At 46.2% G+C, this 22,320-nt stretch carries 21 protein-coding genes; 8 read left to right on the top strand and 13 right to left on the bottom strand.

The window, feature by feature from the left end; all coding sequences use genetic code 11:
* Positions 1–89: 89 nt before the first annotated feature.
* The gene (locus tag DN062_RS04030; protein ID WP_112157750.1) at positions 90–557 is read left to right on the top strand and encodes an Lrp/AsnC family transcriptional regulator; all 468 of its coding nucleotides are present in this window, start codon (positions 90–92) and stop codon (positions 555–557) included.
* On the opposite strand, the gene cadR is transcribed toward DN062_RS04030, so the two are convergent.
* Positions 540–1,007, bottom strand: a complete 468-nt coding sequence (gene cadR, locus DN062_RS04025) for a Cd(II)/Pb(II)-responsive transcriptional regulator (RefSeq protein WP_112157748.1) — start codon at positions 1,005–1,007, stop codon at positions 540–542. The genes DN062_RS04030 and cadR overlap by 18 nt on opposite strands.
* A gap of 75 nt (positions 1,008–1,082) precedes the next feature.
* Here cadR and DN062_RS04020 point away from each other — a divergent pair, with 75 nt between their 5' ends.
* A complete protein-coding gene (locus DN062_RS04020; RefSeq protein ID WP_112157747.1) occupies positions 1,083–3,017 on the top strand; it encodes a heavy metal translocating P-type ATPase in 1,935 nt (644 codons plus the stop codon).
* On the opposite strand, the gene DN062_RS04015 is transcribed toward DN062_RS04020, so the two are convergent.
* Positions 2,982–4,118, bottom strand: a complete 1,137-nt coding sequence (locus DN062_RS04015; protein WP_112157745.1) for a hypothetical protein — start codon at positions 4,116–4,118, stop codon at positions 2,982–2,984. The two genes, DN062_RS04020 and DN062_RS04015, sit on opposite strands and share 36 nt — an antisense overlap.
* A 189-nt stretch (positions 4,119–4,307) precedes the next feature.
* On the opposite strand from DN062_RS04015, the gene DN062_RS04010 reads away from it, so the two are divergent.
* Both DN062_RS04010 and DN062_RS04005 read left to right on the top strand, forming a co-directional pair.
* Positions 4,308–4,814, top strand: a complete 507-nt coding sequence (locus tag DN062_RS04010) for a GNAT family N-acetyltransferase (protein WP_112157743.1) — start codon at positions 4,308–4,310, stop codon at positions 4,812–4,814.
* A gap of 205 nt (positions 4,815–5,019) precedes the next feature.
* Positions 5,020–7,284, top strand: a complete 2,265-nt coding sequence (locus tag DN062_RS04005) for a TonB-dependent receptor (protein ID WP_112157741.1) — start codon at positions 5,020–5,022, stop codon at positions 7,282–7,284.
* Positions 7,285–7,342: 58 nt separating this feature from the next.
* Here the strand turns inward: DN062_RS04005 and DN062_RS04000 are convergent, their stop codons facing one another.
* Together DN062_RS04000 and folE2 are read right to left on the bottom strand one after the other, a co-directional pair.
* Complete coding sequence (locus DN062_RS04000; protein ID WP_239995686.1) at positions 7,343–8,806, bottom strand: dihydroorotase; 1,464 nt, start codon at positions 8,804–8,806, stop codon at positions 7,343–7,345.
* Entirely contained in the window at positions 8,775–9,671 is an 897-nt protein-coding gene (gene folE2 / locus DN062_RS03995; RefSeq protein ID WP_112157739.1) for a GTP cyclohydrolase FolE2, read from the bottom strand. The genes DN062_RS04000 and folE2 overlap by 32 nt, the downstream gene beginning before the upstream one ends.
* Positions 9,672–9,863: 192 nt before the next feature.
* Between folE2 and DN062_RS03990 the strand changes: the two genes are divergently transcribed.
* Complete coding sequence (locus tag DN062_RS03990) at positions 9,864–10,241, top strand: Fur family transcriptional regulator (protein WP_112157737.1); 378 nt, start codon at positions 9,864–9,866, stop codon at positions 10,239–10,241.
* A gap of 50 nt (positions 10,242–10,291) precedes the next feature.
* On the opposite strand, the gene fabI is transcribed toward DN062_RS03990, so the two are convergent.
* Positions 10,292–11,080, bottom strand: coding sequence for an enoyl-ACP reductase FabI (gene fabI, locus DN062_RS03985; RefSeq protein WP_112157735.1), 789 nt, complete (start codon positions 11,078–11,080; stop codon positions 10,292–10,294).
* Between the two features lie 639 nt (positions 11,081–11,719).
* Between fabI and DN062_RS03980 the strand changes: the two genes are divergently transcribed.
* Positions 11,720–12,205: a hypothetical protein gene (locus tag DN062_RS03980; protein WP_112157898.1), complete on the top strand. Its 486-nt coding sequence runs from the start codon at positions 11,720–11,722 to the stop codon at positions 12,203–12,205.
* A 462-nt stretch (positions 12,206–12,667) separates the two neighbouring features.
* On the opposite strand, the gene DN062_RS03975 is transcribed toward DN062_RS03980, so the two are convergent.
* Both DN062_RS03975 and DN062_RS03970 read right to left on the bottom strand, forming a co-directional pair.
* Positions 12,668–13,165, bottom strand: coding sequence for a GNAT family N-acetyltransferase (locus DN062_RS03975; protein ID WP_112157733.1), 498 nt, complete (start codon positions 13,163–13,165; stop codon positions 12,668–12,670).
* On the bottom strand, positions 13,162–13,434 hold the full coding sequence (locus tag DN062_RS03970) for a type II toxin-antitoxin system TacA family antitoxin (protein ID WP_112157731.1): 273 nt from the start codon (positions 13,432–13,434) through the stop codon (positions 13,162–13,164). The genes DN062_RS03975 and DN062_RS03970 overlap by 4 nt, the downstream gene beginning before the upstream one ends.
* A gap of 437 nt (positions 13,435–13,871) precedes the next feature.
* Between DN062_RS03970 and DN062_RS03960 the strand changes: the two genes are divergently transcribed.
* Both DN062_RS03960 and DN062_RS03955 read left to right on the top strand, forming a co-directional pair.
* The gene (locus tag DN062_RS03960) at positions 13,872–14,234 is read left to right on the top strand and encodes a DUF1801 domain-containing protein (protein WP_112157727.1); all 363 of its coding nucleotides are present in this window, start codon (positions 13,872–13,874) and stop codon (positions 14,232–14,234) included.
* The gene (locus DN062_RS03955) at positions 14,224–15,060 is read left to right on the top strand and encodes an AraC family transcriptional regulator (protein ID WP_112157725.1); all 837 of its coding nucleotides are present in this window, start codon (positions 14,224–14,226) and stop codon (positions 15,058–15,060) included. Before DN062_RS03960 ends, DN062_RS03955 begins: the two co-directional genes overlap by 11 nt.
* Here DN062_RS03955 and DN062_RS03950 read toward each other — a convergent pair.
* From DN062_RS03950 to DN062_RS03925, 6 genes are all read right to left on the bottom strand, one after another.
* Positions 15,046–15,639, bottom strand: coding sequence for a LysE family translocator (locus DN062_RS03950; RefSeq protein WP_112157722.1), 594 nt, complete (start codon positions 15,637–15,639; stop codon positions 15,046–15,048). The genes DN062_RS03955 and DN062_RS03950 overlap by 15 nt on opposite strands.
* A gap of 135 nt (positions 15,640–15,774) precedes the next feature.
* Positions 15,775–16,527: an ABC transporter ATP-binding protein gene (locus DN062_RS03945; RefSeq protein WP_112157720.1), complete on the bottom strand. Its 753-nt coding sequence runs from the start codon at positions 16,525–16,527 to the stop codon at positions 15,775–15,777.
* Positions 16,528–16,534: 7 nt separating this feature from the next.
* Positions 16,535–17,560, bottom strand: a complete 1,026-nt coding sequence (locus DN062_RS03940) for a FecCD family ABC transporter permease (protein ID WP_112157718.1) — start codon at positions 17,558–17,560, stop codon at positions 16,535–16,537.
* Positions 17,560–18,660, bottom strand: a complete 1,101-nt coding sequence (locus tag DN062_RS03935; RefSeq protein ID WP_112157715.1) for an ABC transporter substrate-binding protein — start codon at positions 18,658–18,660, stop codon at positions 17,560–17,562. Before DN062_RS03935 ends, DN062_RS03940 begins: the two co-directional genes overlap by 1 nt.
* Before the next feature lie 207 nt (positions 18,661–18,867).
* Positions 18,868–20,748 carry a methyl-accepting chemotaxis protein gene (locus DN062_RS03930; protein ID WP_112157713.1) on the bottom strand — a complete coding sequence of 627 codons (1,881 nt, stop codon included), beginning with the start codon at positions 20,746–20,748 and terminating at the stop codon, positions 18,868–18,870.
* A 114-nt stretch (positions 20,749–20,862) separates the two neighbouring features.
* On the bottom strand, positions 20,863–22,137 hold the full coding sequence (locus DN062_RS03925) for a dicarboxylate/amino acid:cation symporter (RefSeq protein WP_112157711.1): 1,275 nt from the start codon (positions 22,135–22,137) through the stop codon (positions 20,863–20,865).
* Positions 22,138–22,320: the final 183 nt, after the last annotated feature.

Below are 22,320 nucleotides of genomic sequence, written 5' to 3'. Positions count from 1 at the left end.
CTGTTGAAATTCAGTTTTATGGCATAAAATGCCAATTATTATTTATTTTTTGATGATAAATGCCATTTTTAAAAACTGGAGCTTTTTTGATGAAATTGGATGGGCTGGATTATCGAATTCTGGATCAGTTACAAGCGAATGGACGCCTAACCAATGTTGAGTTATCGGATAAGGTGAATTTATCTCCATCGCCTTGTTTGCGCCGAGTTAAACAACTGGAAGAAGAGGGCATTATTCTAGGTTACCGGGCGTCTCTTAATCGTGTCGCGCTTGACCTAGGCATGACCGTGTTTGTTGACCTACGTTTAGGTCATCATGGCGATCAAGCCAGTAGCCAGTTTGAAGCGTCTGTACTGGCCATGCCAAATGTGATCAGTTGCTACTTGGTATCCGGTACCGCAGATTATCGGCTTGAGGTCGTGGTTAAAGATCTACAACATTACGAGCTTTTGCTCCGACAAATACAAATGCTGCCGTTTGTAAAAGACATTCACAGCAACTTTGTAATACGTGCAGTAAAAGGTGAGTCTCCCTTGCCTTTAAATACTCCGACCTGAGCCAGGATGAACCCCGCGTAGGTGTGATGAGCACTTATCTGTAGATCCTTGTGCTTGATCGCAACTCAAGCCCGCAAGAATCTCGCACGCATCTATGTTTTTTTCGGTCACACAACGCTGTCTTAAACTCTCCAGGGTGTCTTTGAGCAAGGTAAGCGAGGCTATACGCTCCGTGACATGCGAAATGTGTTCATCCAATAATCGGTTGACCTGATCGCAGCGCATGTCAGGTTGATCCTTGTAACGTAAGAGTTGACGGATTTCCGCTAAGCTCATATCAAGATTACGACAGTTACGAATAAACAAAGCGCGCTCAAGATGACTGTCTTGATACCAACGGTAATTATTCTCTCCGCGGTGGGGAGCGGGAAGCAGCCCTTCTTTTTCCCAATAACGCAGCGTTTCTACTGGGCATTCAATCCGTTTTGCAAGTTGACCAATGCTGAGCATATTTTCTCTCCGGGCTTGACCCTGAAGTAACTTTAGGGTTTTTACTATAGTGATAAAACCCAAGGAGATCCAGAAATGTCGAACTGTTGCGGCTCATCATCCTGTTCTAGCAATCAAACACCAAGTCTTGCTCCTGCGAAAGTCAGCCCCATACCTTATATCAAACTGTCATTCGCGGGTGGTGCTGCTTTGCTAGCGGAAGTAATTGAATGGACATTGCCGGGATGGGGCTGGATCAGTCTTATGTTGGCGTTGGTGGCGATTGCGTTGTGTGGAACAGAGGTACTCAAGCGAGGTTGGCTGTCGCTCCTTAAACTCGACTTAACCATTAATGCTTTAATGAGCTTAGCGGTCACTTGCGCACTGTTGATTGGCCATTGGGCGGAAGCCGCGATGGTGTTAGTGCTGTTTACCTTGGCTGAGTGGATTGAAGAAAAGTCAGTTGAACGTGCTCGCCATGCGATTCAGAGCGTATTGTCTCTGGCACCGGATACCGCTCGGGTCTTGATGGACGATGGACACTGGCAGAGCCTTCCGGTGACACAGGTAAAAATTGGTCAGCATGTTCAGGTGCAGCCAGGTGAGAGAATTGGTTTGGATGGCCGCATTTTGAAGGGGCACACGTTTATTAACCAAGCCGCGATCACGGGTGAGAGTCTGGCGGTTGAAAAACAATTGGGTGATTCGGTGTATGCAGGAACCTTGAATGAAACCGAGTTGTTTGAGTTTCAAGTGACAGCTGAGGCGTCGAATACGACGCTGGCACGAATTATTAAGCGTGTAGAGGAGGCGCAAGCGGATAAGGCTCCTACACAACGTCTGGTTGATCAGTTTGCGCGCATCTATACCCCGATTATCTTTTTCATCGCCTTGGCGACGGCGCTCGTACCGCCTGTTTTGTTCGGGGGAGCCTTTTTGGATTGGCTTTACAGAGCACTTGTTTTATTAGTCATTGCCTGTCCTTGTGCGTTGGTTATTTCTACGCCTGTTACGATTGTCAGTGGCCTTGCCAGAGCAGCGCGCTTAGGGATTTTGATTAAAGGCGGGAGTCATTTAGAGGCAGGCAGTAGGCTCAATCGTGTGGCATTTGATAAAACCGGGACACTGACACAGGGACAGCCAGAGCTAAGATCGTTTAAAAACCTCAGCGGGATGCCAGATGAAGACGTGCTGCGGTTAGCCTCCAGTATCGCTCAGCATTCCAGCCACCCTGTTTCAAAAACGCTGACGTTGGCGCATGTCGGTGAACGATTGACGGTAGAGTCCCTGATTGCATTGCCAGGCCAAGGTCTTCAAGTGGCGCTTAACTCGCATCGGTATGGTTTGGGCAATGACCGTCTTGCGCGCGCCATGAATGTGCCCCTAGAAGCCTATACCGCCGATGTTGCAAGGATCGAATCGCAAGGTGAATCCTGTGTATTATTAATAGAAGATGCTCGTGTTTTGGGATTGTTTGGAGTCGCTGATCCGTTGAAGCCTAATAGTCAGGAGGCCATTAACGCCTTGCATTCGTTGGGTCTGAGAACCCTTATGCTCAGTGGAGACAATCTTAATACGGCGAGGGCTATCGCGCAGGAGGTGGGCATAACTGATGTTCAAGCCAACTTGATGCCAGAGGATAAACTCGAAGCCATTAAAAACATCATGAAGGAAGGGCATCAGGTAGCCATGGTCGGTGATGGCATTAATGACGCCCCTGCATTGGCTCAGGCAAATTTGGGGTTGGCGATGGGCGCGGCAGGAACGGATACGGCCATTGAAACGGCGGATATTGCCCTGATGGATGATGACCCTCGTAAAATCGCCACCTATATTCGTTTGTCGAGATTCTGCATGCGATTGCTCAAGCAAAATATTGCGTTGGCCATTGGGATAAAATGTATCTTCATCTTGCTGGCTTTTCAGGGGCAGGCGAGCATGTGGATGGCGGTCTTTGCCGATATGGGAGTGAGCTTACTCGTGGTCGCCAATGGCTTACGTGCGTTGAAATTCAAGCATTTGTCGTTGTGATTTAAAAATAATCGTCCAAACGCGCCAAGGTAAAAAACCAATAATAAAAAGCTCAACTAGGTAAGTGAGTTGAATTTCGTAGTTGAGCATCCAATCAAATAAATAGGCGTGAGCGGTTTCCAGGTTTGGCCAAATCATGATAAGGATTAAAATTGAGGCCGCGAAGGGCCAGCGCATAATGTCAAAACGTTGCTGAATATCACCGGAGAGGCCGAGGTACGCGCGAATAAACAGCCAGCCCAAGAGTAGAAGGCATAAAGCTGTTGGGAGTATTGATAACATGGCCAAGAAAATACCAGTGGTGAGCATGGTAATGATTTGATTTAAGTAAGTGCTGAGTAGGCTGCCGTATTCAAACCAAGCCGAACTCGCCAGGATTGCTGGAAGTGTTGAGTTGAAGCTCAGTAGAGTGTGTTGAGGCACTAGATTGATCAGCAATACCCAAAGTAAACAGCACATGCACAGCACTAATCCGTGCCAGCGCAGATCCCAAGGGTTTTTGATGGCTAGAGTGTCTGGATAGCGGGTTACTCGCCACAGGTACACAGCAAAGGTGATTAATCCAAGTATGATTGGCCACTTTAAACCAAAATAACAAAGCGCTAGAAACGTCGGTATGCTGACCAATCCAACGGCCACAAGCGTTATGCCGTCGAGGGCACGAACTAAGCTCTCGAACAGACTCTTCCGAAAGGGTGTTTGGAGGGGCTCCTGTTGTCTTTGCTTAATCTGATCAAATAAAGGCGTTTGATCAGTCTGTTCAGCGATGCGTGTTGCGTTTTGTGGGGTTGATGATGCCGAGTCCTGACGGTGTGTAATTTGAGCGTGGGTCGATTTGATCAAAAAACCACCGTAGATAGCCACTCCGATTGAAAACAGCAGAAGATAAACCGACGTGTCAAAACGCATGATCACGAATGGAGTGAGTAGTAAACTTGCACCAAAAAGGTAGCCAATGGCTGGAAATCGACTTGATAAAACAGGCAAGACAATCAGAAGAACAAATAGCCAAACCCAAAGTATATCAAATGTGAAATAGGCTGTGATGCAAAGCAGCAGTATGGAAGAGGTGGCCGATTTGACTTCTAATGATGATGCCATGTTCACTCCTTGAATCTCAGTCATGGGCTCTTGTCACTACTTTAAGGGTTGGATAAGGTGCCGATTCACCCTTAACGTAGTGACATCAATTAATCTGCGCTAAATTAACCAAAACTTGAGTTGAATTCTATAGATCATTACGCTTAAGTGCTCTTTTTTAATTAACGGATCTACTTGTTGGAGTTGTAAATGGCAGGTTTGCCTAGTGTTAGACGTATGGTGTTGCAGGACTTGGCGTCGGTCGTTGAGATTCAAGCGATGTGTTATACCGAAGTGGTTCTTGAATCTATCGAGTCTTTGGCTTCAAAGTTAGCGGTCTCTCCAGAGACTTGCTTTGTTGCATGTGAGGGAGAGAAGGTTGTTGGCTATCTATTGGCCTTACCCTGGACATCATCAGCCCCACCTGAGTTAAATCGAGTCAATGATCAAGCCTGTAAAGAACCTGATTGTGTTTATTTACACGATTTGGCCGTCAGCCCATATGCGCGTAAAACCGGAGCAGGGCAATTGCTGGTGCGGCAGTTTTTAACCACGTCGGAAGCATTTGGATTCTCGCGGGCAACGCTTACAGCGGTTCAAGGCTCTCAAGCCTATTGGCAGCGTTATGGATTTTGTCCAGCGACCCCGAGCGATACATTAAAGCGCAAGCTAGCAAGTTACGGTGAAGAGGCCGTCTTTATGAAATACGGTGACTAACCACTGCTCAGGCTCAGCTCTGGGAATACCGCGATCAGAGTCACCTGCCTGATGCGACATCATGTCACACGTAATGTTCCTGCTTTTCCCATAAAATTTATCGGTATTTAATATCTAATGTAGTTTTTTCTAATCATGAGGGTCTTCTGGACATTTAGGATTAGAAAAGGCGTTGAAGTGGATATACCACTCTTTGGGAAATAACATGCGTGTGAACATAAAAGAGCTGATTTTTAAACCGACATCCTTATCCTGCGCGATTGCCTGTATTCTATTCAGTCAGACAGGAGGTGCTAATCCAGTGCATGCGGATACCCGATTGGAGGTTACTAAACCTTTACCGCTAAACATGGATGCCGCTATCAGGCAAAGTCCAGCCAACATCGAAATGCTACGATCAATTACCAATGACACCGCCAGTTTACTTAGGGATATTCCGGGTGTGAGCCTATACGGGGCGGGTGGTGTATCGAGTTTACCTTCTATTCGTGGTTTGGCCGATGATCGATTACGAGTCAAAGTGGATGGAATGGATTTGATTGCTGCATGTCCGAATCACATGAATCCACCACTTTCGTATGTTGAGCCAAGCAATATTAGCCTGTTAAAAGTCTACGCTGGGATCACTCCCGTCAGTGTAGGAGGCGATAGTATTGGTGGTACGATTATCGCTGAACGTGCCGTACCTGAATTTGCATCCTCTGGAGAGGAGTCTAGGGTTAAAGGAGAGGTTGGTGCCTTTTATCGAAGCAATAACAATGCATTAGGCGGAAATCTTAAAGCCAGTTATGCAACTGAACAAATCAACATTCAATACGATGGAGCGTGGAGTCAAGCAGACAACTACAAAGCGGGAGGCACATTTAAAGACTTCACTGGCACGGATCGTCCAGGCCACACCCTGCGCTTAGATGAGGTCGGTTCGACAGCCTATGATACTCAGAATCATGCACTCGGTATCGCAATACAAGCCGGTGATAACCTTTTTGACACTCGCTTCAGTTATCAGGAGATGCCAGAACAACTCTTTCCGAATCAGCGTATGGATTTACTGAAAAACACTCAAAAGCTGGTAAATGTTGGGTGGAAACGTGATTTTGATTGGGGGTTAATGGAAGCGCGCGTATACCATGAAAGGGTTGACCATTTTATGGATTTTGGTGCGGATAAGCGTTTTTGGTATGGAACCCTCTCTGGGCCAGGAAACCCCTGTGATCCAATACGTTTTCATGGAGATCCGGCGGGGACCTGTGCAGCAGGAATGCCCATGTATTCGGAAAGTGACAATACAGGCGTTAGTTTAAAAGGCGATATTGAGCTGACAAACTCTCGCTTGTTACGAGTTGGCTCTGATCTGCAACGTTACCGTTTGGATGATTATTGGACCGCTTCGGGCGGTGGTATGGGACCGAATACCTTTCTAAACATCAATAATGGACAGCGTGATCGCACAGCTGTGTTTGCTGAAGTAGAGCAACAGCACAGTGAGCGTTGGAGCAGCCTGTCAGGGATTCGGTATGAGCATGTTCGTATGAATGCTGACGCCGTGCAGGGATATGCAGCAGCGAATATGCCCGGCAATCAGCTAGCAGAATCGACCGCTTTCAACGCACAGCATCGTAAACAAACCGATCATAATATCGATTTAGCACTGTTGGCACGTTATCGTCACAGTGACAGCCTAGACATTGAGTTAGGGCTTGCACGAAAAGTACGCTCACCCAATTTGTACGAACGCTATACTTGGTCAAGTTGGCCGATGGCGGCGACAATGAACAATTTTGTTGGGGACGGCAACGGCTACATAGGTGATGTGAATCTTAAGCCCGAAACGGCGTATACCGCATCTGCGACCTTTGATTGGCATGCTCGTGACCGTCGTTGGAATATCAGCGCAACGCCTTTTTATACCCATGTGGATGATTATATCGACGCCATCAAAAGGCCTAGTTGGGGAGCAAATCAATTTAATGTCTTGCAGTTTACCAATCAGTCGGCTCGTTTATACGGTGTTGATTTAGCCATGGGTTTGCCTTTGATGTCTAATGATTGGGGACAATGGGGGCTTAATACAGTGATCAATTACACGGATGGTAAGAATCGAGACAGTGGTGATCGGCTCTACAATATCATGCCCTTAAATGCTCGCTTCACCCTAACCCATCAAAAGAATAACTGGGATAATGCCATGGAGTTAATTCTGGTAGATGATAAGCGGAAGGTATCAGGGGTTCGTAACGAGATAGAGACCTCCGGTTATCATTTGGTCAATGTGCGTGCAAGTCACAGTTGGAAGCAAGTGCGTTTGGATTTTGGTGTAGAAAACCTGTTTGACCGCAATTACAGCCTACCTACAGGTGGGGCATACATGGGACAAGGTCGAACAATGGCAATCAATGGTATTCCGTGGGGCATAGCCGTTCCAGGGATGGGGCGTTCAGCGTATGTCGGTGTGAAGCTAACATTCTAATTATTCACTCATAACCTTACCCAGATAAGCGTTGATCTGGGTAAGGTGGATGTGTGTCTCAAACGTCAGATAAGGCTTTCGAGGGAATCTCTAGAAACTGTATGGGTTGCCCGATGGGTTTCCCCACCAACGCTTCATCGATCATCACGCCTTGCCCATGGATGACCGTGTGAATCGGCCAGCCAGTGACTTCCATGCCATCATAAGGTGTCCATCCGCTACGACTGGCAATCCAGTTATTTTCAATTCTGCGCTTAGCCGATAGGTCGACTAGGGTTAGATCGGCATCATAGCCCAAGGCGATGCGTCCTTTTCCGGCAATACCAAAAATGCGTGCGGGGCCTGCGCTGGTCAAATCCACTAAGCGTTGCAGCGTCAGGCGACCGGAATTCACATGATTCAGCATAGTGGGGAGCAGGGTTTGTACGCCCGTCATTCCGCTGGGAGAGTTCGGGTAGGGTTGAGCCTTTTCTTCTAGGGTATGAGGTGCATGGTCGCTGCAAATGACATCGACAAGTCCGTTTCGAACGGCTTCCCATAAAGCGTCTTGATGGCGCTTCTCACGCACAGGAGGATTCATCTGTGCCAAACTGCCCAGTTGCTCATAGCATTCGGGTGCACATAGGGTGAGATGGTGGGGTGTCACCTCGACACTGACATAGCGCTTGTGCCTCACTAAGAACACCATTTCGTCTGCTGTTGAAACATGCAGCAGGTGCAATCGACGTTCCGCTTCAATGGCTAAATTAACAATCCGCTGAGTTGCTTTAAGTGCACTTTCAACATCGCGCCAGATCGCATGTTGACGAACGTCCCGACTGGCTTCAACGATTGCTTTTCGCTCACGCAAACGCGCTTCATCCTCTGCATGGACGGCCATGCGTCGATGGCCATTTGCTAAAATACGTCGTAACACTGTGTCATCATCGGTCAGCAAATCACCAAATGAACTCCCCATAAACACTTTGATTCCTGCGCAGCCATGCATTTTTTCTAAGGTATGAAGCTGATCCGCATTCACCGCTGAGCCGCCCATATAAAAAGCATAATTGCACCAAGCACGCCCTTTTGCAGCATCGAGCTTTGCGTGTAAGTCATCTGGCCAAAGCGTGAGTGGGTTCGTATTCGGCATTTCGAAAATACCTGTGACTCCACCCAATACAGCGCCACGTGTACCTGTTTCCAGATCTTCTTTGTGGGTCAGACCTGGCTCACGAAAATGCACTTGGCTATCGATAACGCCGGGAAGTATATGTAACCCTCGCGCATCAAGTTCAGTATCCGCTGTCCAGGTTCCGGTCAGCGCACCGAGTGCCACGATGGTGCCTTCGATACAGGCAATATCAAGTTGTTCAGCCCCACTGGGGGTTATGGCGATGCCGCTTTTGATCAGCAGGTCGGCGTGTTGTTGCGTTAGTCGTTTATCGAGCGTTAATTTGGGTGGCATACGGTGCTCAACCTCCGGTTGATTGAGTGATAAGGGGTTACCTTCAAGCTGGCATCGTCCAGGCCACGGCATCATGAGGGTGAAGGCTTTCTAAATGGCGTACATGAACCTGGGGTTTTGTGTAATCGAAAAGGGCCGATTCTATGCGGCGTGCGGCGTCTTCCACGAACATCAGATTTTGACCATTGAGCGCAGCAAACTCTTGTTCATCGGCTCTCTTGACGGCTGTTTGTAAAGGGGTGCCAACGGCGTGTTCGATGCGTTCTATGAGTTTTAAAGCGCCCAGCATCTCAGCATCAGGGGGTAAACTAACCTTTACTTCTGCTTCACTGCGTTGACTGTGAGGCGTAGCAAGACTGGCAAACTGCTGAAGCCAAGATGTAACTGCTGATGACTCCACCTGAGCGGTGCTGCCAAATTCCTGAAGGAATGTTTGTGCTATAAGTTGGCGTGATAATGCTGCAGAGCAAGGGCAGGTCGATGAGTAGTTAACCGTTACTCTAAGCTGACAGTGGAAGGTACCGTCGATCAACTCAGCATCTAGGCGAAGGGGGTAAGACTTCCATCCGGATAGGCCTTGTGTGACCAGCGCGGGTCGGCGTACTAGGAGATCAACGTTCAGCCGCAATCTAGCGCTCTGGGTGTGGCAATCGTGATGGCTAGCGATCATTGCTTCTAGCAATTCTCGTAGGTTAGCGGGTGACAGCGCCACCCCATGACTGAGCTTGTCCAGCAGTTGATAGAGTCTGGACATGTGAATGCCCTTTATATGGGGCGCAGGTAAGTTAACCTGTACGTCGGCACGTGCATGAAGCTCTCGCCGATAACCGATTTCCTCTAAAGTGACAGGGATATCAATATTTTGCATGCCTACCCACTGTAAAGGGCGTAACGCGGGTGCTGTATCGGTTAATGAAACATCAGGAAGTAGAGCGTTCATCTATAGTATCCGGTTTGGGCACTTAACTGAGTGCAAAGTTAGCATGTGTCTTAAAATGTCTGCATTATTGCTAATAATAATGCATTATCATTAGTGAATTGACAAGAGTTAAGTATAGCTGTCAATATCCGGCTCTTATGTCATTGCTTGGTATCTTGGTAGGTACCTTTGATAACAAATGAGTGAAAATCTATGGAACGAAGAACCCGTCAACATGAAGCCATCCTTGACGTGATTGCGACAGCCGGGCGTCCGTTGCTCGCTCAGGAAGTCTTGGACTTAGCAACGAGTCATGTGCCAAGTCTGTCACTTGCAACGGTATACCGAAATCTCAAAGCCCTTCAGAGTGAAGGCCGGATTAAGAGTGTAGTGCTGCCTGGCCAGAATCCACGCTACGAGCTTGAAGTGCACACACATCATCATTATTTTCAGTGTAGACAATGTGAGCGTGTGTTTGATGTTGATGCATGTCCCGGTAATTTACAGATGATGGCACCCTCAGGGTTTAGGGTGGAAGATCACGAAATTATTTTATACGGGCGTTGCAAAGAGTGTGGCGATGGTCGTTGAACGTTGTGATGTTGGCCCACCTAGACTTCAAGTGGGCTAGATTGAATACCTTACGCGATAATATGCGCGCCTGCATCCACATAAATCGTTTGGCCTGTCATCCCAGATGAGCCTTTGGCGCAGAGAAAAGCCGTTAAGGCACCGACTTCATCAATCGTCACCGTCCGACCCAGTGGTGCTTTGTGCGCGTCTGCCTCAAGTAGATGACTAAAGTTGCTGATACCGGAAGCAGCTCGAGTCATTATCGGGCCCGGTGAAACCGCGAAAACACGAATTCCCTTAGGCCCAAGATCGTATGCCATATAACGCACTGAAGATTCGAGCGCCGCCTTCACAATTCCCATCACGCCATAATCATGTACCACTCGCTCTGCTCCTAAATAGGACATCGTAATCAATGCGCCGCCGTGTGCCATCAGTGGCTCAAGGGCTTTGCCCATTCGCAGAAAACTGTGACACGAAATGTTCATGGCTAAGTTAAAGCCATCCTCGGAGGAATCAATCACCCGACCGTGTAAATCATCGGCTTTGCAAAAGGCCATGGAATGTATGGCAAAATCAATCTCGCCAAAAGTGTCACGACATTTAGCCACTACTGTTTCTAAACTCTCCGGCTCGGTCACATCCAGTTTTAGAAAGTCAGTGGCACCCAATGCTGCAGCAAGGGGTCTAGTGTACTGCGCTGTTTTTTCATTTTGATACGTGATAATAATTTCACCACCTAATTCGACAATCGCCTTGGCAACGGCATAGGCGATGGACTTATCATTCGCAATGCCCGTAATCAGTCCTTTTTTGCCTGCTAGTGAAAGAAAGGGAGGCGTTACATAGCTGTTCATATTTATTCCTAAAAGTAGGGTCATATAAAAATTCGTCAATATGTATACATTATCTGATGAATATGACGTTCAGATGGCGTTATGACGGTTTTATCAAGGTTTCATCCAGTAGTGCCAGCGGTACTTCCTTCGGTCGCCTACTGAGGCTTACTTAGCCTGGTTGTTAACCACTGCCAAGTTGAGTAGCTCCTTGCGAGTTGACTTGGGGCACTACGTCGACACTATGGATTCTTATCGAAAGCAATTAAGCGACGATGTTTGTTACTGATTCGACGGCAGCTAGGACAGGAGGTAAAGGTTGAGAGTGATCAGGCAGTTCAAGTCGTTAGTTCATACCCTGCGCACTGTCAATTATGTGGTCATGAGCCTGTGACCTGTTTAGGTGAGTGTGTTGCTAAACAGCAGAAATGTGGCTATAAAGTTCATTAAAACCATAAAGTAAATAAGCTTTAAGGGATTGAGTTACACGACAGTGCTGGTTCGAGTGAAAGGTGCTAACGCCACGGAACCCCCACCGATCACAAAAAGCAAATTCTCTAGATTAAGTGCTGAGCGGCGTTCAACAGGTGGTTATAGCTGCGGCTGCGCCGCCGTATGACCGCTTATTTGTTGGGCGTTTCAAGCGGGAGTCAAGTAGCAATGTCTGCCTACAGCAATAAGTATGAAGAGTTTTTATTTCACAGGATTGATGATTCAGATTTGCTGACAGGCTTTGTTATTGGACACTTAGTGATTGAACACCTTCTTGAAGAGATAATTCTAAATTACGACAGCAAACTCAAAGAGCATTTTCTATCATTGGCTCATGGCAGAAAAATTACTTTGATAAACTCCTTGGGCTTGGTGCCCGATGATGTGGCCAGCTGCCTTCACAGTATTAACAAGATGAGAAACAAGTTTGCGCATCAGCTAGGTTATGAACCGAACAAAGGTGAATTGCTGAATCTAATATCAAAATGTAAGGCTAGCTTTAATGACATGACTGATGGATTTGAGCAACTTCATGGCGCTTTAACAGATTCGGATAGCCTGCTTGAGGTGCAAGAGAAGTTCGGAGTTGGTCTGGCAGATCTATTTATTCAAGTGGTTTACGATCTGGAGGGGTACGCCAATAAAGATGATTAGCCAGAAAACGTATAACAATGGGCTGTTGTCTCCTCTTCGGCTTTGAGACTGTTGGATTAGTCACAGAGCCCTTGGCTTATGTGACAGATGAAGGCTAGAATCCGTTAACTAAACGTTACCTCAGAGGTGGCAAGGGATGGCGCGGTATAAACACTAAGATTACAACCAAACCAAAATGATACCTCTGCGGTTTTCGGATTAGATCCAACTTAGTACGTTCGAATACTATTTGAATCATGTCGTGGATAATGATTTAGATCTCAGCGTGTTTGAATCTCGCTATCAAAATGACGGCAACGGCGCACCAGCCTATGATTCGGCCATTCTACTGAAGGTCGTGTTATTTGCTTGTTTCAGGGTAAATAAATATTAGAATAAATGACGGGCTGTTGATGCTGGAGATTTTGATTTCAAAATGTCTAATCCGACAGGCTCGTTAGCTTGCTAAAGGCTAGCAATAAACTAGCTTAAACTTGCCCTAATATCTGAAATGGTGATAAATAGCTTATTTTCTGCATCTTGAAACGCTTTAAAACCATAGCGCTCATAGAAGTGTTTAGCGCCATCTTTTGCGTCAACAATAACGACTGGAAATGCCACACTATCACTAGCTGCTAGTAGCTTTCGTAGAGCATCGATAAGTAACCATTCGCCCAATCCTTTACCTTTATAGCGTTCATCGATAGCTAAGCGAGCAATGAGTCCGCCAGAAGTTGATGACTGATGCTTTTTCTGTAACTTATCGGGCAATGCTTTTAGGTCAATGGGTGTCATTGTTAAAGTATAAAAACCGATGATAAGTGAGGTGTTTTTTTCATCCTCTAAAACAAATGTTCGAGTATTATCTTTTTTAGCTTGCTGACTCGCCATGACTTTCAAATAGTTATTAAGCGCATCAATTCCGCAGTTGAATCGGTTTCTATCGTGTTTATCTTTGTCGAGTAATACCGTTTTCATCATTGGGTTTTGGTCTCATAGCGTTCGGCGGCAGTTTTAAGCTTTTCATTTAATGTTGTTGGTTTATCGAGAGCTTCCATAAGTAATATGGCATCTGCTTGGCTTAATTTTAGTGTTTGCTCACGTTCAATCACTTGTGTTGCTTTTTCGATTGCGGCATTCAGTACAAATGAGTTAATACTAGACATGCCGGTGAGAGCAGCAGCTTTGGTTAATAAGTTTTGTGTATCGACATCAACTCTCGCAGTGATACGAGGTAAAGTGGTAGCCATAATGTGTTCTCCTTTGTGTCAAACTGTCACATCTTCATTGTGGTGCTTAAATATACAAAAAGCAATCATTGTGTCACTTTGGCACGCAAGCGAGCAAACAATTCAAGCAGACCCTCAACGCAATGACGACAACGGCGCACCAGCCTATGATCCGACAATTCTGCTGAAGGTTGTGTTATTCGCTTGTTTCAGGGTAAATAAACCTTATAGTAAAGGGCGGGCTGTTGATGCTGGGGATTTTGATTTCAAGATGTCTAATCCGCAGGCTCGTTAAGCGCCATAATCATGAATATGACGTTCAGATGGCGTTATGATGGTTCTATCAAGGTTTTTATATTCAAGTTGGCTTGGGTGTTTGAAGCGGAGTTAACAAAGGCTGGCGCTTAGAGTTATTTAGCGTCTGATTTGCTGTTACAAAGTGAATGAAGGAGTCGGTCATGAAAAGTAAAACAGTGGATGCGTTATTAGAGGATATTCATGTTCTAGGTGTTGAACAATACGCGCTTGTTGAACAGGTGCGTGCGCTTGTCAGTGAGCTTTTTTCACCCATCTCCGAGGAGGTGAAGTACGGCGGTATTTTATTCTCGTCGGATGTTCAATTTTGCGGTGTCTTTGCCTACAAAAAGCATGTATCGGTTGAATTTGTGTCGGGGGCAAAAATTCATGACTCACTTGGGTATCTAGAAGGCACGGGAAAAGGACGCAGACACATCAAGCTGTATGTGTTGCAGGATATTCAAGATAAACAGCTCGCACACTACCTTCAACTAGCGTTGGACGCTGCAAAACATGACATCTAAGACCTCGCTTCCCATTTTTTGGCGTGATCCGCGCATGCCGTACGTTGAACTGCGCAAGGTGGAGGACGGTCGTCAGGTCAATTATGCGCTGCACAGTCATACACAGTGGTCGCTTGGCGCCATTACAGCCGGTAAAAGCACCTATCGATATCGTGAGGATCTCTACACCGTTCGAAAAGGTGATTTAGTGTTAATGAATCCCGAGTGGGTGCATACGTGTAATCCAATCGATAATCATCCTTGGGCCTATGTGATGATGTATATTGATACGGACTGGTTAACTGAGCTGCGTTTTGAGTTAGGGTTAATCGAGCGTTTGGAGTGGCAAAATTTTACCCAAGCGACCCTCTCGGATGAGGATTGGTATCAGCGTTATTGCCATGTTGCCCAAGTGCTTTTAAATACGGAATATCCCTTGCTTGAAAAGCAGAGTCAGTTTGTCACATTTTTGAATGACTTGATGCCTGTTTTGTCCTGTCAATCCGAAGGCCCGATTACCACAATACCCGAACACTTAGAGGCAATTGCGCGTTACTTAGATGAGCAGGTCACAGAAGACATTTCGCTAGATACCTTATGCAAACGTTTCGGTTATAGCTCGGGCTACCTTATTCGTGCCTTTAGTCAGCACTTTGGTATGACCCCCCATGCATATTTGCTCAATCGCCGCATTCAGTTAGGTAGAACGCAACTGAAAACGGGGAAGGCCATTGCCGACGTGGCTCAAAATGTTGGCTTTGCGGATCAGCCGCATTTTCAGCGTGTCTTTAAACGCCACATGGCTGCCACGCCGAATCAATATAGACGGACCTTAATCAATCAGTAGATAAATGCAGCTGAGCGCAAGGAGTAATGCGAGTGTACGGTTAATCAACATAAGCAGGCGAGGGTTTTCTACGTGTTTGCGTAAGAACACACCTGCATACACCCAAGCGCTTAAGGACAGCCAACAAATGGGTAGGTAGAGCAAACCGAAGATGACAACCTGTATTGGATCATTGGCGGTTGTATACGCACCTATGCCTGCGGCAGAGGCTAACCAAGCTTTCGGATTTAGCCATTGCATAAGGGCGCCTGTCATAAATCCGGGGATGGGGTGGGTTGATTTCTCGGTCACGACGCCCTTGTCACTTGCCAGTTTGAAACTCATAAAAAGTAAAAATGCCACGCCCAACCAACGCAGCAGAACGTCAATAAATGGAAACACGGTGAGCAGGGAGTAAAGCCCAAATCCCACAGCATAAAACAGAGCAATAAAGCCAAGCGTTGCTCCGGTGACAAACACAAGACCTGTGCGAATCGGAAAGCGCGTTCCGCAGCTTAAACAGACAAGATTGACAGGTCCTGGTGAGATGGATGCTGCTAAAGCAAAAGCAGACATTGTGAACAGCATTGAAAGGGTCATGGTTTCCTCCATTGAGTTGAGCAATGAAGGATAGAGAAGGGCGTGGGTGAGGTATTGAACAAAATTGACCTAGGAGTCTCTGGACGGTTTGGTCAGATTAATTTCAGTTTGAACCGATATGCAATCCAGTAAAAGCTAAACGCTTCTTTGAGCTCTTATCGGCACAACGATGGCTTTGTGCTCATGCGTTGTCAGAATTTGACAATCGATTTGATACACCTGATTGATCAGCTCCTCTGTTATTAATTCATGGGTGTCTCCATGACTCACTAGCTTACCTTCTTTTAATATGATTAATTGATTAGTAAATCGACTGGCCAGCGTGAGTTCATGCAATGCGATGATGACCGTTGTATTATGAGTTTGAATAAAGGACTGAAGAATTGATAACACTTCTAGTTGGTGATACATATCAAGTGCACTTGTGGGTTCATCCAGAAGCAGCAGGGTGGGATTGCGCGAAAGACGTTGAGCGAGAAGTACCATTTGTTGCTGCCCCCCTGACAGAGAGTCCATGGATCGTTTAGCTAAATGAGCCAGTTGTAACTCATCGAGTATTTCCATCACTTTTGAGCGCTGATCCTCGGTTACTCTCCAACTAAGCTGTTCGCGTTGCCCTAACAACACGCAATCTTCTACTTTAAGCTTTGATTTAACCAAGTAGGCTTGGGGCATGTAGCTAATTTGATTAGAGGATGGCCATTGATTATCGAGTAGTTTTTTGCCTGAGTGATTTAAAAAGCCCGCTAAACTTTTCAAAAGAGTTGATTTGCCTGAGCCATTAGGGCCAATCACCCCAATAACTCCAGTATTGCTCAGCTGAGCTTTATGGATGTTTAATCGAATCTTGTGATCAATTTTAACCTGAAAGTCGTTAAGTAAAAGCATGAACCAATTAGCCTTGTTTTTTCAGGATGACGATGAGTAGCATCGGTACACCAATAATTGCAGTAATAATTCCAACAGGGATAACAGCTCCTGCTGAAATAATTTTGCTCAAAATTGAAGCAGAAACCAGCAGAATGGCTCCAATCATACCCGAGAGTACAAGTGAGTATCGATGATCTTCACCGACGATCGCTCGACTCACATGAGGTGATATCAAACCAATAAATCCAATTGTTCCAGTAAAACTAACGGCTGCCGAAGTTAGTAGTGCAACATGTATAAAAATGCGTTTGCGTAATGCATTAACATTCAACCCAAGACTTGCAGCATTGTCATCGCCCAGTCGAAGAGTCGTTAAATTCCACACCTCTTTTAAGCTAAAGGGCAGGGTAGCGGCAAGGATTGCACTAATGACCAATACAGATGTCCAGTTGGCTTTGAATAAACTACCAAATAACCAAAAAACAATTTGCTGCAATACCTCTGGTGCCGCTAAATATTGCAATAGCGACTGTAGCGACTGGAAAAAGAACAATACAGCAATACCCGCTAATACCAGAATTTCAGAAGAGCTACCTTTTATGTTAGCAATCGCATAAATAATTGCGCAGGCTAAAAGTGTGAAGGCAAAGGCGGATCCAGGAACAAGTATCCACGCAGCGATGGGTAAGGATGCACCAAACAGAATGCTCAAGGCGGCACCAAAGCCAGCAGCGGCTGAAAAACCGAGTGTATAGGGGCTTGCTAAAGGGTTGGCTAGAATCGTTTGCATCATTAAGCCTGCATAACCTAAACAAAACCCGACGGCAATTGCCGTGAGGGTTTGAGGCAAACGAATTAGCCAAATGATGGTCGAGAACGCTTTGTTGTCTCCATTGGGGCCTTCCAATAGTGTAAGAACCACCTGATCAAGGGTCATTCCCGATGGGCCCGTAAGAAGATCAAAAACGCTTAATATCAGCAGGCATAAAAAACAGAGCGCAATTCTGTATAGGGCAGAGTTGCGCATCATTGAAAGCAGAGATAAAAACATTAGTGTATACGTGTGACGAAGAGGCCCATGGCAGGAATAGGCATCCACTCAGCGTAGAAGTCCTGGAGTTCTTGAGCAGGATTGACGTCTGTGAAAAAGTCAGGGTATAACGCTTGGCCAATCGCACGCATGTACACAAAATCAGACAAGGTGCGATTGCCCCCATGATACACGCCATACACTTCTCTGTTCTGAACAGCCGGGAGGGATGACCAGCCTACACGACTCAGATACGCTTCCATGCGTTGATGCGTCAAGGTTTCGTCGGCTCCAAAACCGAGTTGAACGGAGGACGGTCGATTAAGCCATTCAGAGCCAGCTAAAAGAATAACGTCCGGCTGAGATGCGATGATGTATTCTGGTGAGAGAGGCCCCCAGTTTTCGATTTGCCCAGCCGCGATGTTCTGACCTTGAAGTAGGTCAATAACGCCGCCCCACATGCCTTTGCTATAGCTGTTCCCTTGTGCATCAGGGCCATTTTGTGCAAGTTCTACATAGATTTTCTTTGAAATGGCTCCATTGGTATGTGCAGTCTTAACACGTTGTAGCGTATCCTGATGTTTATCTTCGTATAAACTCACTAACGCTTCAGCACGATCTTCGCGATTTAACAATTGACCTAGAATTCGAGTTGATGCGATGTGCTTTTCGAGCGTTTGTGCATTGTAGTCAAGGGTTACGATAGGAATGCCAGCGGCTTCAATTTGTTGTATGCCTGTGCCAATAGAATCAAATTGCCAACTCGCCAAAATTAAGACGTCGGGTGAGGTTGCGATTAATGCTTCGGTCGATAAGGTTCCATCTTCGGCGTTGCCAAAATCAGGCAGAGTGGCTAAGGGAGGGAAGGCATCTGTGTAAGCATTCCATTGGCCGGGTCTCCAGCTTTCCCATGGGGCTTTAGATAACGAAACGAGTTTGTTGAAGCCTTCAGTACCTGCAACAGCTAAGTAGTCTTCGTAGTAGAAGCCAAGGGCAACTTTTTCAGGGTGTGCATTCAATGTGACGCTTCTGCCTTGAATGTCATTGATTACGATCTCAGCAAAAGAGGTACCTGAATGCAGTAAAAATGTAATGCTCAACGCGCTGATTAGTCGTTTCATAATCTATGCCTTTACTTCATTTAGCTATTTTAAAGGCCAGATTGTATAACCAACTGATTTAAAAAGTATTGTGACATAATGTCGCAGGCAGTTTTTTCAGAGGACATATCAGTGAAAAACTAAAAACAGTTTAGTCTTTCTAAGGTGGTTTCTACCTTTGACCTTTCGCATATCGGCTTAGGGTCAAAGGTAGAATGATCTGATAAGTTAAACTTTGAACTTGTCTAGCGCGTTGGCTTGTTGGTTGGTCAGATCCACCATGGTGTTGCAGAGGCTTTCTTGATGCTGAGCCGCTTCGGCAACGGCTTGGCTGATATCACGGATATTGGTTGTATTGCGGTTGATTTCACTGGTCGTCGCACTTTGCTGCTCTGCTGCAGTGGCAATTTGTACGTTCATATTATTGATTTCTATGATGCTCGAACGAATTGCTTGCAAGGAGTCACGCGCTTGATTGGCGACCTCTTGCGTCTGATTGGCGTTTTCACGGCTTTTGAGTATGACACTCTCGGCACTTTTAACTCCAACCTGCAGCTGATGAATCATTTGTTTGATTTGTTTGGTTGATTCTTGTGTTTTTAGTGCAAGAGAGCGAACTTCATCTGCAACGACGGCAAAGCCTCTACCTTGTTCACCAGCACGTGCAGCTTCAATGGCAGCGTTTAGGGCGAGCAAGTTAGTTTGATCGGCTATATCTGTGATGACCGTGAGGATGGATTCGATATTGTTGCTGTATCCAACCAGATCATTGATGGTGTTGACAACCCCACTCATTTGCTCGGTCAACTGAGCAATGGTTTGGGTTGTACGCATTACGATAACTTCACCATCTTTGGCGGCGATATCGGCTTGATTTGCACGGTTAGCTGCTGTTTGAGCATTGTCCGCTACATCATGCGCGGTCGCTGACATCTCATGCATAGCGGTGGCTAGCTGATCCAGCTCGCTCAATTGTTCCTGTAGCTGTTTGGCTGAGCGCACCGAAGAATCAGCGGTTCTATCGGTATTGAGTCGGACATCACCAGATAAATGTTTGACCTCTTGGATAAGCGCTTGTAGGTAGTCAATGAAATGGTTGAAGTCGGCTGACACTTGACCAAACTCATCTTTGCTCACAACATTTAGGCGTTTCGTTAGGTCGCCATCACCACTGTTAATTTCTTGCAAGGATTGACGCAAGGCTTGTAAGGGTTTCAGCAGACCACCCACGACTAAGTACAGGGTGATGGACGCAATAACAGCAGCAATCAGGGTGCTGATCAATGCAATCCAGCCAAACTCACGAACATCTTGCAACACTTTGTTTTCGTCAAGTACAACGCCGATATACCATTTAGCTCCATACAGGTTAGGTAGAGGGGTAAACGTGACGTAGGCATGGCCACCATCTTTTAGACTGACGCGTGTTAGCTCGGTATTCAGTTGTTGCAGGCTATCCGCGATGAATTCACTGATGGTTTTTCCATTCAGTTCGGTGTTGGGGTGACTGATGATTTTGCCGGCTTCATTGACAAGGTAAGCGTAGCCTGTGTCATTGAAGTTAAGGGTGTTGACAGCGTCGGATACGGTTCTGAGACTTAGATCCCCGCCGAATGCGCCTTTAAACTGACCTTTATCATAGAAGTTGGCGACGGCAGAGATAAGCACATCACCTTCAGTTGATAGGTAAGGCTCTGTAAATACGGCACGTTTATGGGCGTTGGCAACAGGATACCAAGGACGTTTACGAGCATCCCAACCCGGCGGGTTCCAATTTGGATCATTGCTGAAGCGTACTGCCTCTGCGTCCAGTCCCCCAAACATTAGCAAGAACTCTTGTTTGTAGATCGGAAGATCAAAGGTTTTTTGAATGGTGTCATTGGAGAAGTCACTGTCAATCGCTTGTGATGCAACATCAATTAAAGCGAGTTTTCCATTCAACCAGTTATTCACCTGTACAGCCAGGGCACGACTGCTTTCTTGGGTGCTTGTTGTGGTTTTGGTGAATAAGGCATTTTTCAAACTACTGTACTGAATCCACGAGTAGAGAGAGAAAGCCAATATCACAATTGCAGATGCATAGAGGGCGACTTTTTGGGATACTTTCATTTAGGCACCTAGTATAGAACGCTTTTTAGAGTGATTACCAAGTGGTGATCAGCGATCTAAGGCCAGATAGACGGTGTCTATCTGGCGCTATTGGAAGGCTAAGACGGGAGTCTATTAAGTATTGATTTGGTTTGCTGTTGGAAGCGCGGAATAAATCTCTTGGTCGAGTTCATTTTCGCTTTTGGCAACCAATGTCGATACCATCAAATCACCGCATACGTTTACTGTTGTACGGGCCATGTCTAAAATTCGGTCGATACCTGCAATAATCGCTAAGCCTTCAATCGGCAAACCTACCGTGGTTAATACCAACGATAGCATAATGATGCCTGTGCCAGGAACCCCAGCGGTACCAATCGAGGCCAGTGTAGCCGTCGCGATAATGACGATATAGTCTGACATTTCAAGTTCAATCCCAAACGCTTGTGCAATAAATAGTGCACAAACACCCTGGTAAAGTGCGGTGCCATCCATATTGATCGTTGCACCCATGGGCAGTACAAAGCTGGAAATACCTTTAGACACCCCCAGTTCTTCCTGAGCGGCTTTGATGCTGACGGGCAGGGTGCCAGCACTACTGGTGGTAGTGAAGGCTACAGCTGCTGGGCTCACGATGCCTTTCAAGTAGTTGAGGGGATTAAGACGGCCAACAACGCTAATCAGACCGCTATAGAAGACCACCACATGTATGATGCAGCCAATATAGACCACCGTGATAACCTTGATTAGAGGCAGCAATATTTCTAGACCATATGTACCCGCAACCCAAGCCATCAAACCAAAAACACCGTAAGGCGCCAGTTTCATTACGAGACCAGTCAGGGTGTACATAGCTTCTGCAAGGCTTTCAAACACAGCGATGGCAGGTTTTGCAATTTCACCAGACAGCGTCAATGCAATGCCCAAACCCAATGCAAAGACAATGATTTGTAAAATGTTGCCAGCTGCAAGTGAATTGATCGGATTGGTTGGAATCATATTTAGAAGGGTTTCGACCAGTGTCGGAGCTTCTTTTGCGGCTTCGGCTACAACAGGGGCCGTCATGTCCAAACCAGCACCGGGAGTGAAAATAAAGCCCAATCCTAAACCAATGGTGATAGCGACAGCCGTTGTCCCTAAATATAGCACAATGGATTTTACCCCTATGCGCCCCATTTTTCGTGTGTCTTGCATGGAGGTGATGCCAACGACGAGCGAGCAAAACACGAGTGGAACAATCAGCATTCGTATGGCGTTGAGAAACAGTGTTCCAAGCGGTTTAAGTACTTCTGCGTTTGGACCCATAATGGAACCCGTGATAGCACCTAATACCATGCCAATCAGAATTTTTTGCCACAGCGGCATTTTGCTCCAAAAACCGGGTTGTTTGGATAGTTGAGTATCTTTCATAGTACTGCCTTTTTAGTTGTTATTTGTCAGAGTAATTAACGTTGGATTCCTCAATCTTGAGGATGAAATCATGCCTAGAGCACACAAGGTATGTCCTATCTGCATGCAATTACTCATTTCATAAAAGCAAGCATTATGCCAATCGGAAGTATTGATTTAACTGTCTGATTTTATAGTTATAAA

Origin of the sequence: Nitrincola tibetensis (genome assembly GCF_003284585.1) — a bacterium.
Taxonomy (GTDB): Bacteria; Pseudomonadota; Gammaproteobacteria; order Pseudomonadales; family Balneatricaceae; genus Nitrincola; species Nitrincola tibetensis.
This window is presented reverse-complemented; position numbering and strand designations above follow the sequence as displayed.

Bases quoted from the DNA above. Each gene is read 5' to 3' on its own strand.
- DN062_RS04000 (WP_239995686.1), bottom strand. From the start codon at position 8,806: ATGATGCCGTGGCCTGGACGATGCCAGCTTGAAGGTAACCCCTTATCA.
- DN062_RS04010 (WP_112157743.1), top strand. From the start codon at position 4,308: ATGGCAGGTTTGCCTAGTGTTAGACGTATGGTGTTGCAGGACTTGGCG.
- DN062_RS03925 (WP_112157711.1), bottom strand. From the start codon at position 22,137: ATGAAAGATACTCAACTATCCAAACAACCCGGTTTTTGGAGCAAAATG.
- DN062_RS03970 (WP_112157731.1), bottom strand. From the start codon at position 13,434: ATGGCTACCACTTTACCTCGTATCACTGCGAGAGTTGATGTCGATACA.
- DN062_RS03960 (WP_112157727.1), top strand. From the start codon at position 13,872: ATGAAAAGTAAAACAGTGGATGCGTTATTAGAGGATATTCATGTTCTA.
- DN062_RS04020 (WP_112157747.1), top strand. From the start codon at position 1,083: ATGTCGAACTGTTGCGGCTCATCATCCTGTTCTAGCAATCAAACACCA.
- DN062_RS04015 (WP_112157745.1), bottom strand. From the start codon at position 4,118: ATGGCATCATCATTAGAAGTCAAATCGGCCACCTCTTCCATACTGCTG.
- DN062_RS03930 (WP_112157713.1), bottom strand. From the start codon at position 20,748: ATGAAAGTATCCCAAAAAGTCGCCCTCTATGCATCTGCAATTGTGATA.
- DN062_RS03940 (WP_112157718.1), bottom strand. From the start codon at position 17,560: ATGTTTTTATCTCTGCTTTCAATGATGCGCAACTCTGCCCTATACAGA.
- DN062_RS03975 (WP_112157733.1), bottom strand. From the start codon at position 13,165: ATGATGAAAACGGTATTACTCGACAAAGATAAACACGATAGAAACCGA.
- DN062_RS03935 (WP_112157715.1), bottom strand. From the start codon at position 18,660: ATGAAACGACTAATCAGCGCGTTGAGCATTACATTTTTACTGCATTCA.
- folE2 (WP_112157739.1), bottom strand. From the start codon at position 9,671: ATGAACGCTCTACTTCCTGATGTTTCATTAACCGATACAGCACCCGCG.
- DN062_RS04030 (WP_112157750.1), top strand. From the start codon at position 90: ATGAAATTGGATGGGCTGGATTATCGAATTCTGGATCAGTTACAAGCG.
- cadR (WP_112157748.1), bottom strand. From the start codon at position 1,007: ATGCTCAGCATTGGTCAACTTGCAAAACGGATTGAATGCCCAGTAGAA.
- DN062_RS03950 (WP_112157722.1), bottom strand. From the start codon at position 15,639: ATGACCCTTTCAATGCTGTTCACAATGTCTGCTTTTGCTTTAGCAGCA.
- DN062_RS03955 (WP_112157725.1), top strand. From the start codon at position 14,224: ATGACATCTAAGACCTCGCTTCCCATTTTTTGGCGTGATCCGCGCATG.
- DN062_RS03945 (WP_112157720.1), bottom strand. From the start codon at position 16,527: ATGCTTTTACTTAACGACTTTCAGGTTAAAATTGATCACAAGATTCGA.
- DN062_RS03980 (WP_112157898.1), top strand. From the start codon at position 11,720: ATGTCTGCCTACAGCAATAAGTATGAAGAGTTTTTATTTCACAGGATT.
- DN062_RS03990 (WP_112157737.1), top strand. From the start codon at position 9,864: ATGGAACGAAGAACCCGTCAACATGAAGCCATCCTTGACGTGATTGCG.
- DN062_RS04005 (WP_112157741.1), top strand. From the start codon at position 5,020: ATGCGTGTGAACATAAAAGAGCTGATTTTTAAACCGACATCCTTATCC.
- fabI (WP_112157735.1), bottom strand. From the start codon at position 11,080: ATGAACAGCTATGTAACGCCTCCCTTTCTTTCACTAGCAGGCAAAAAA.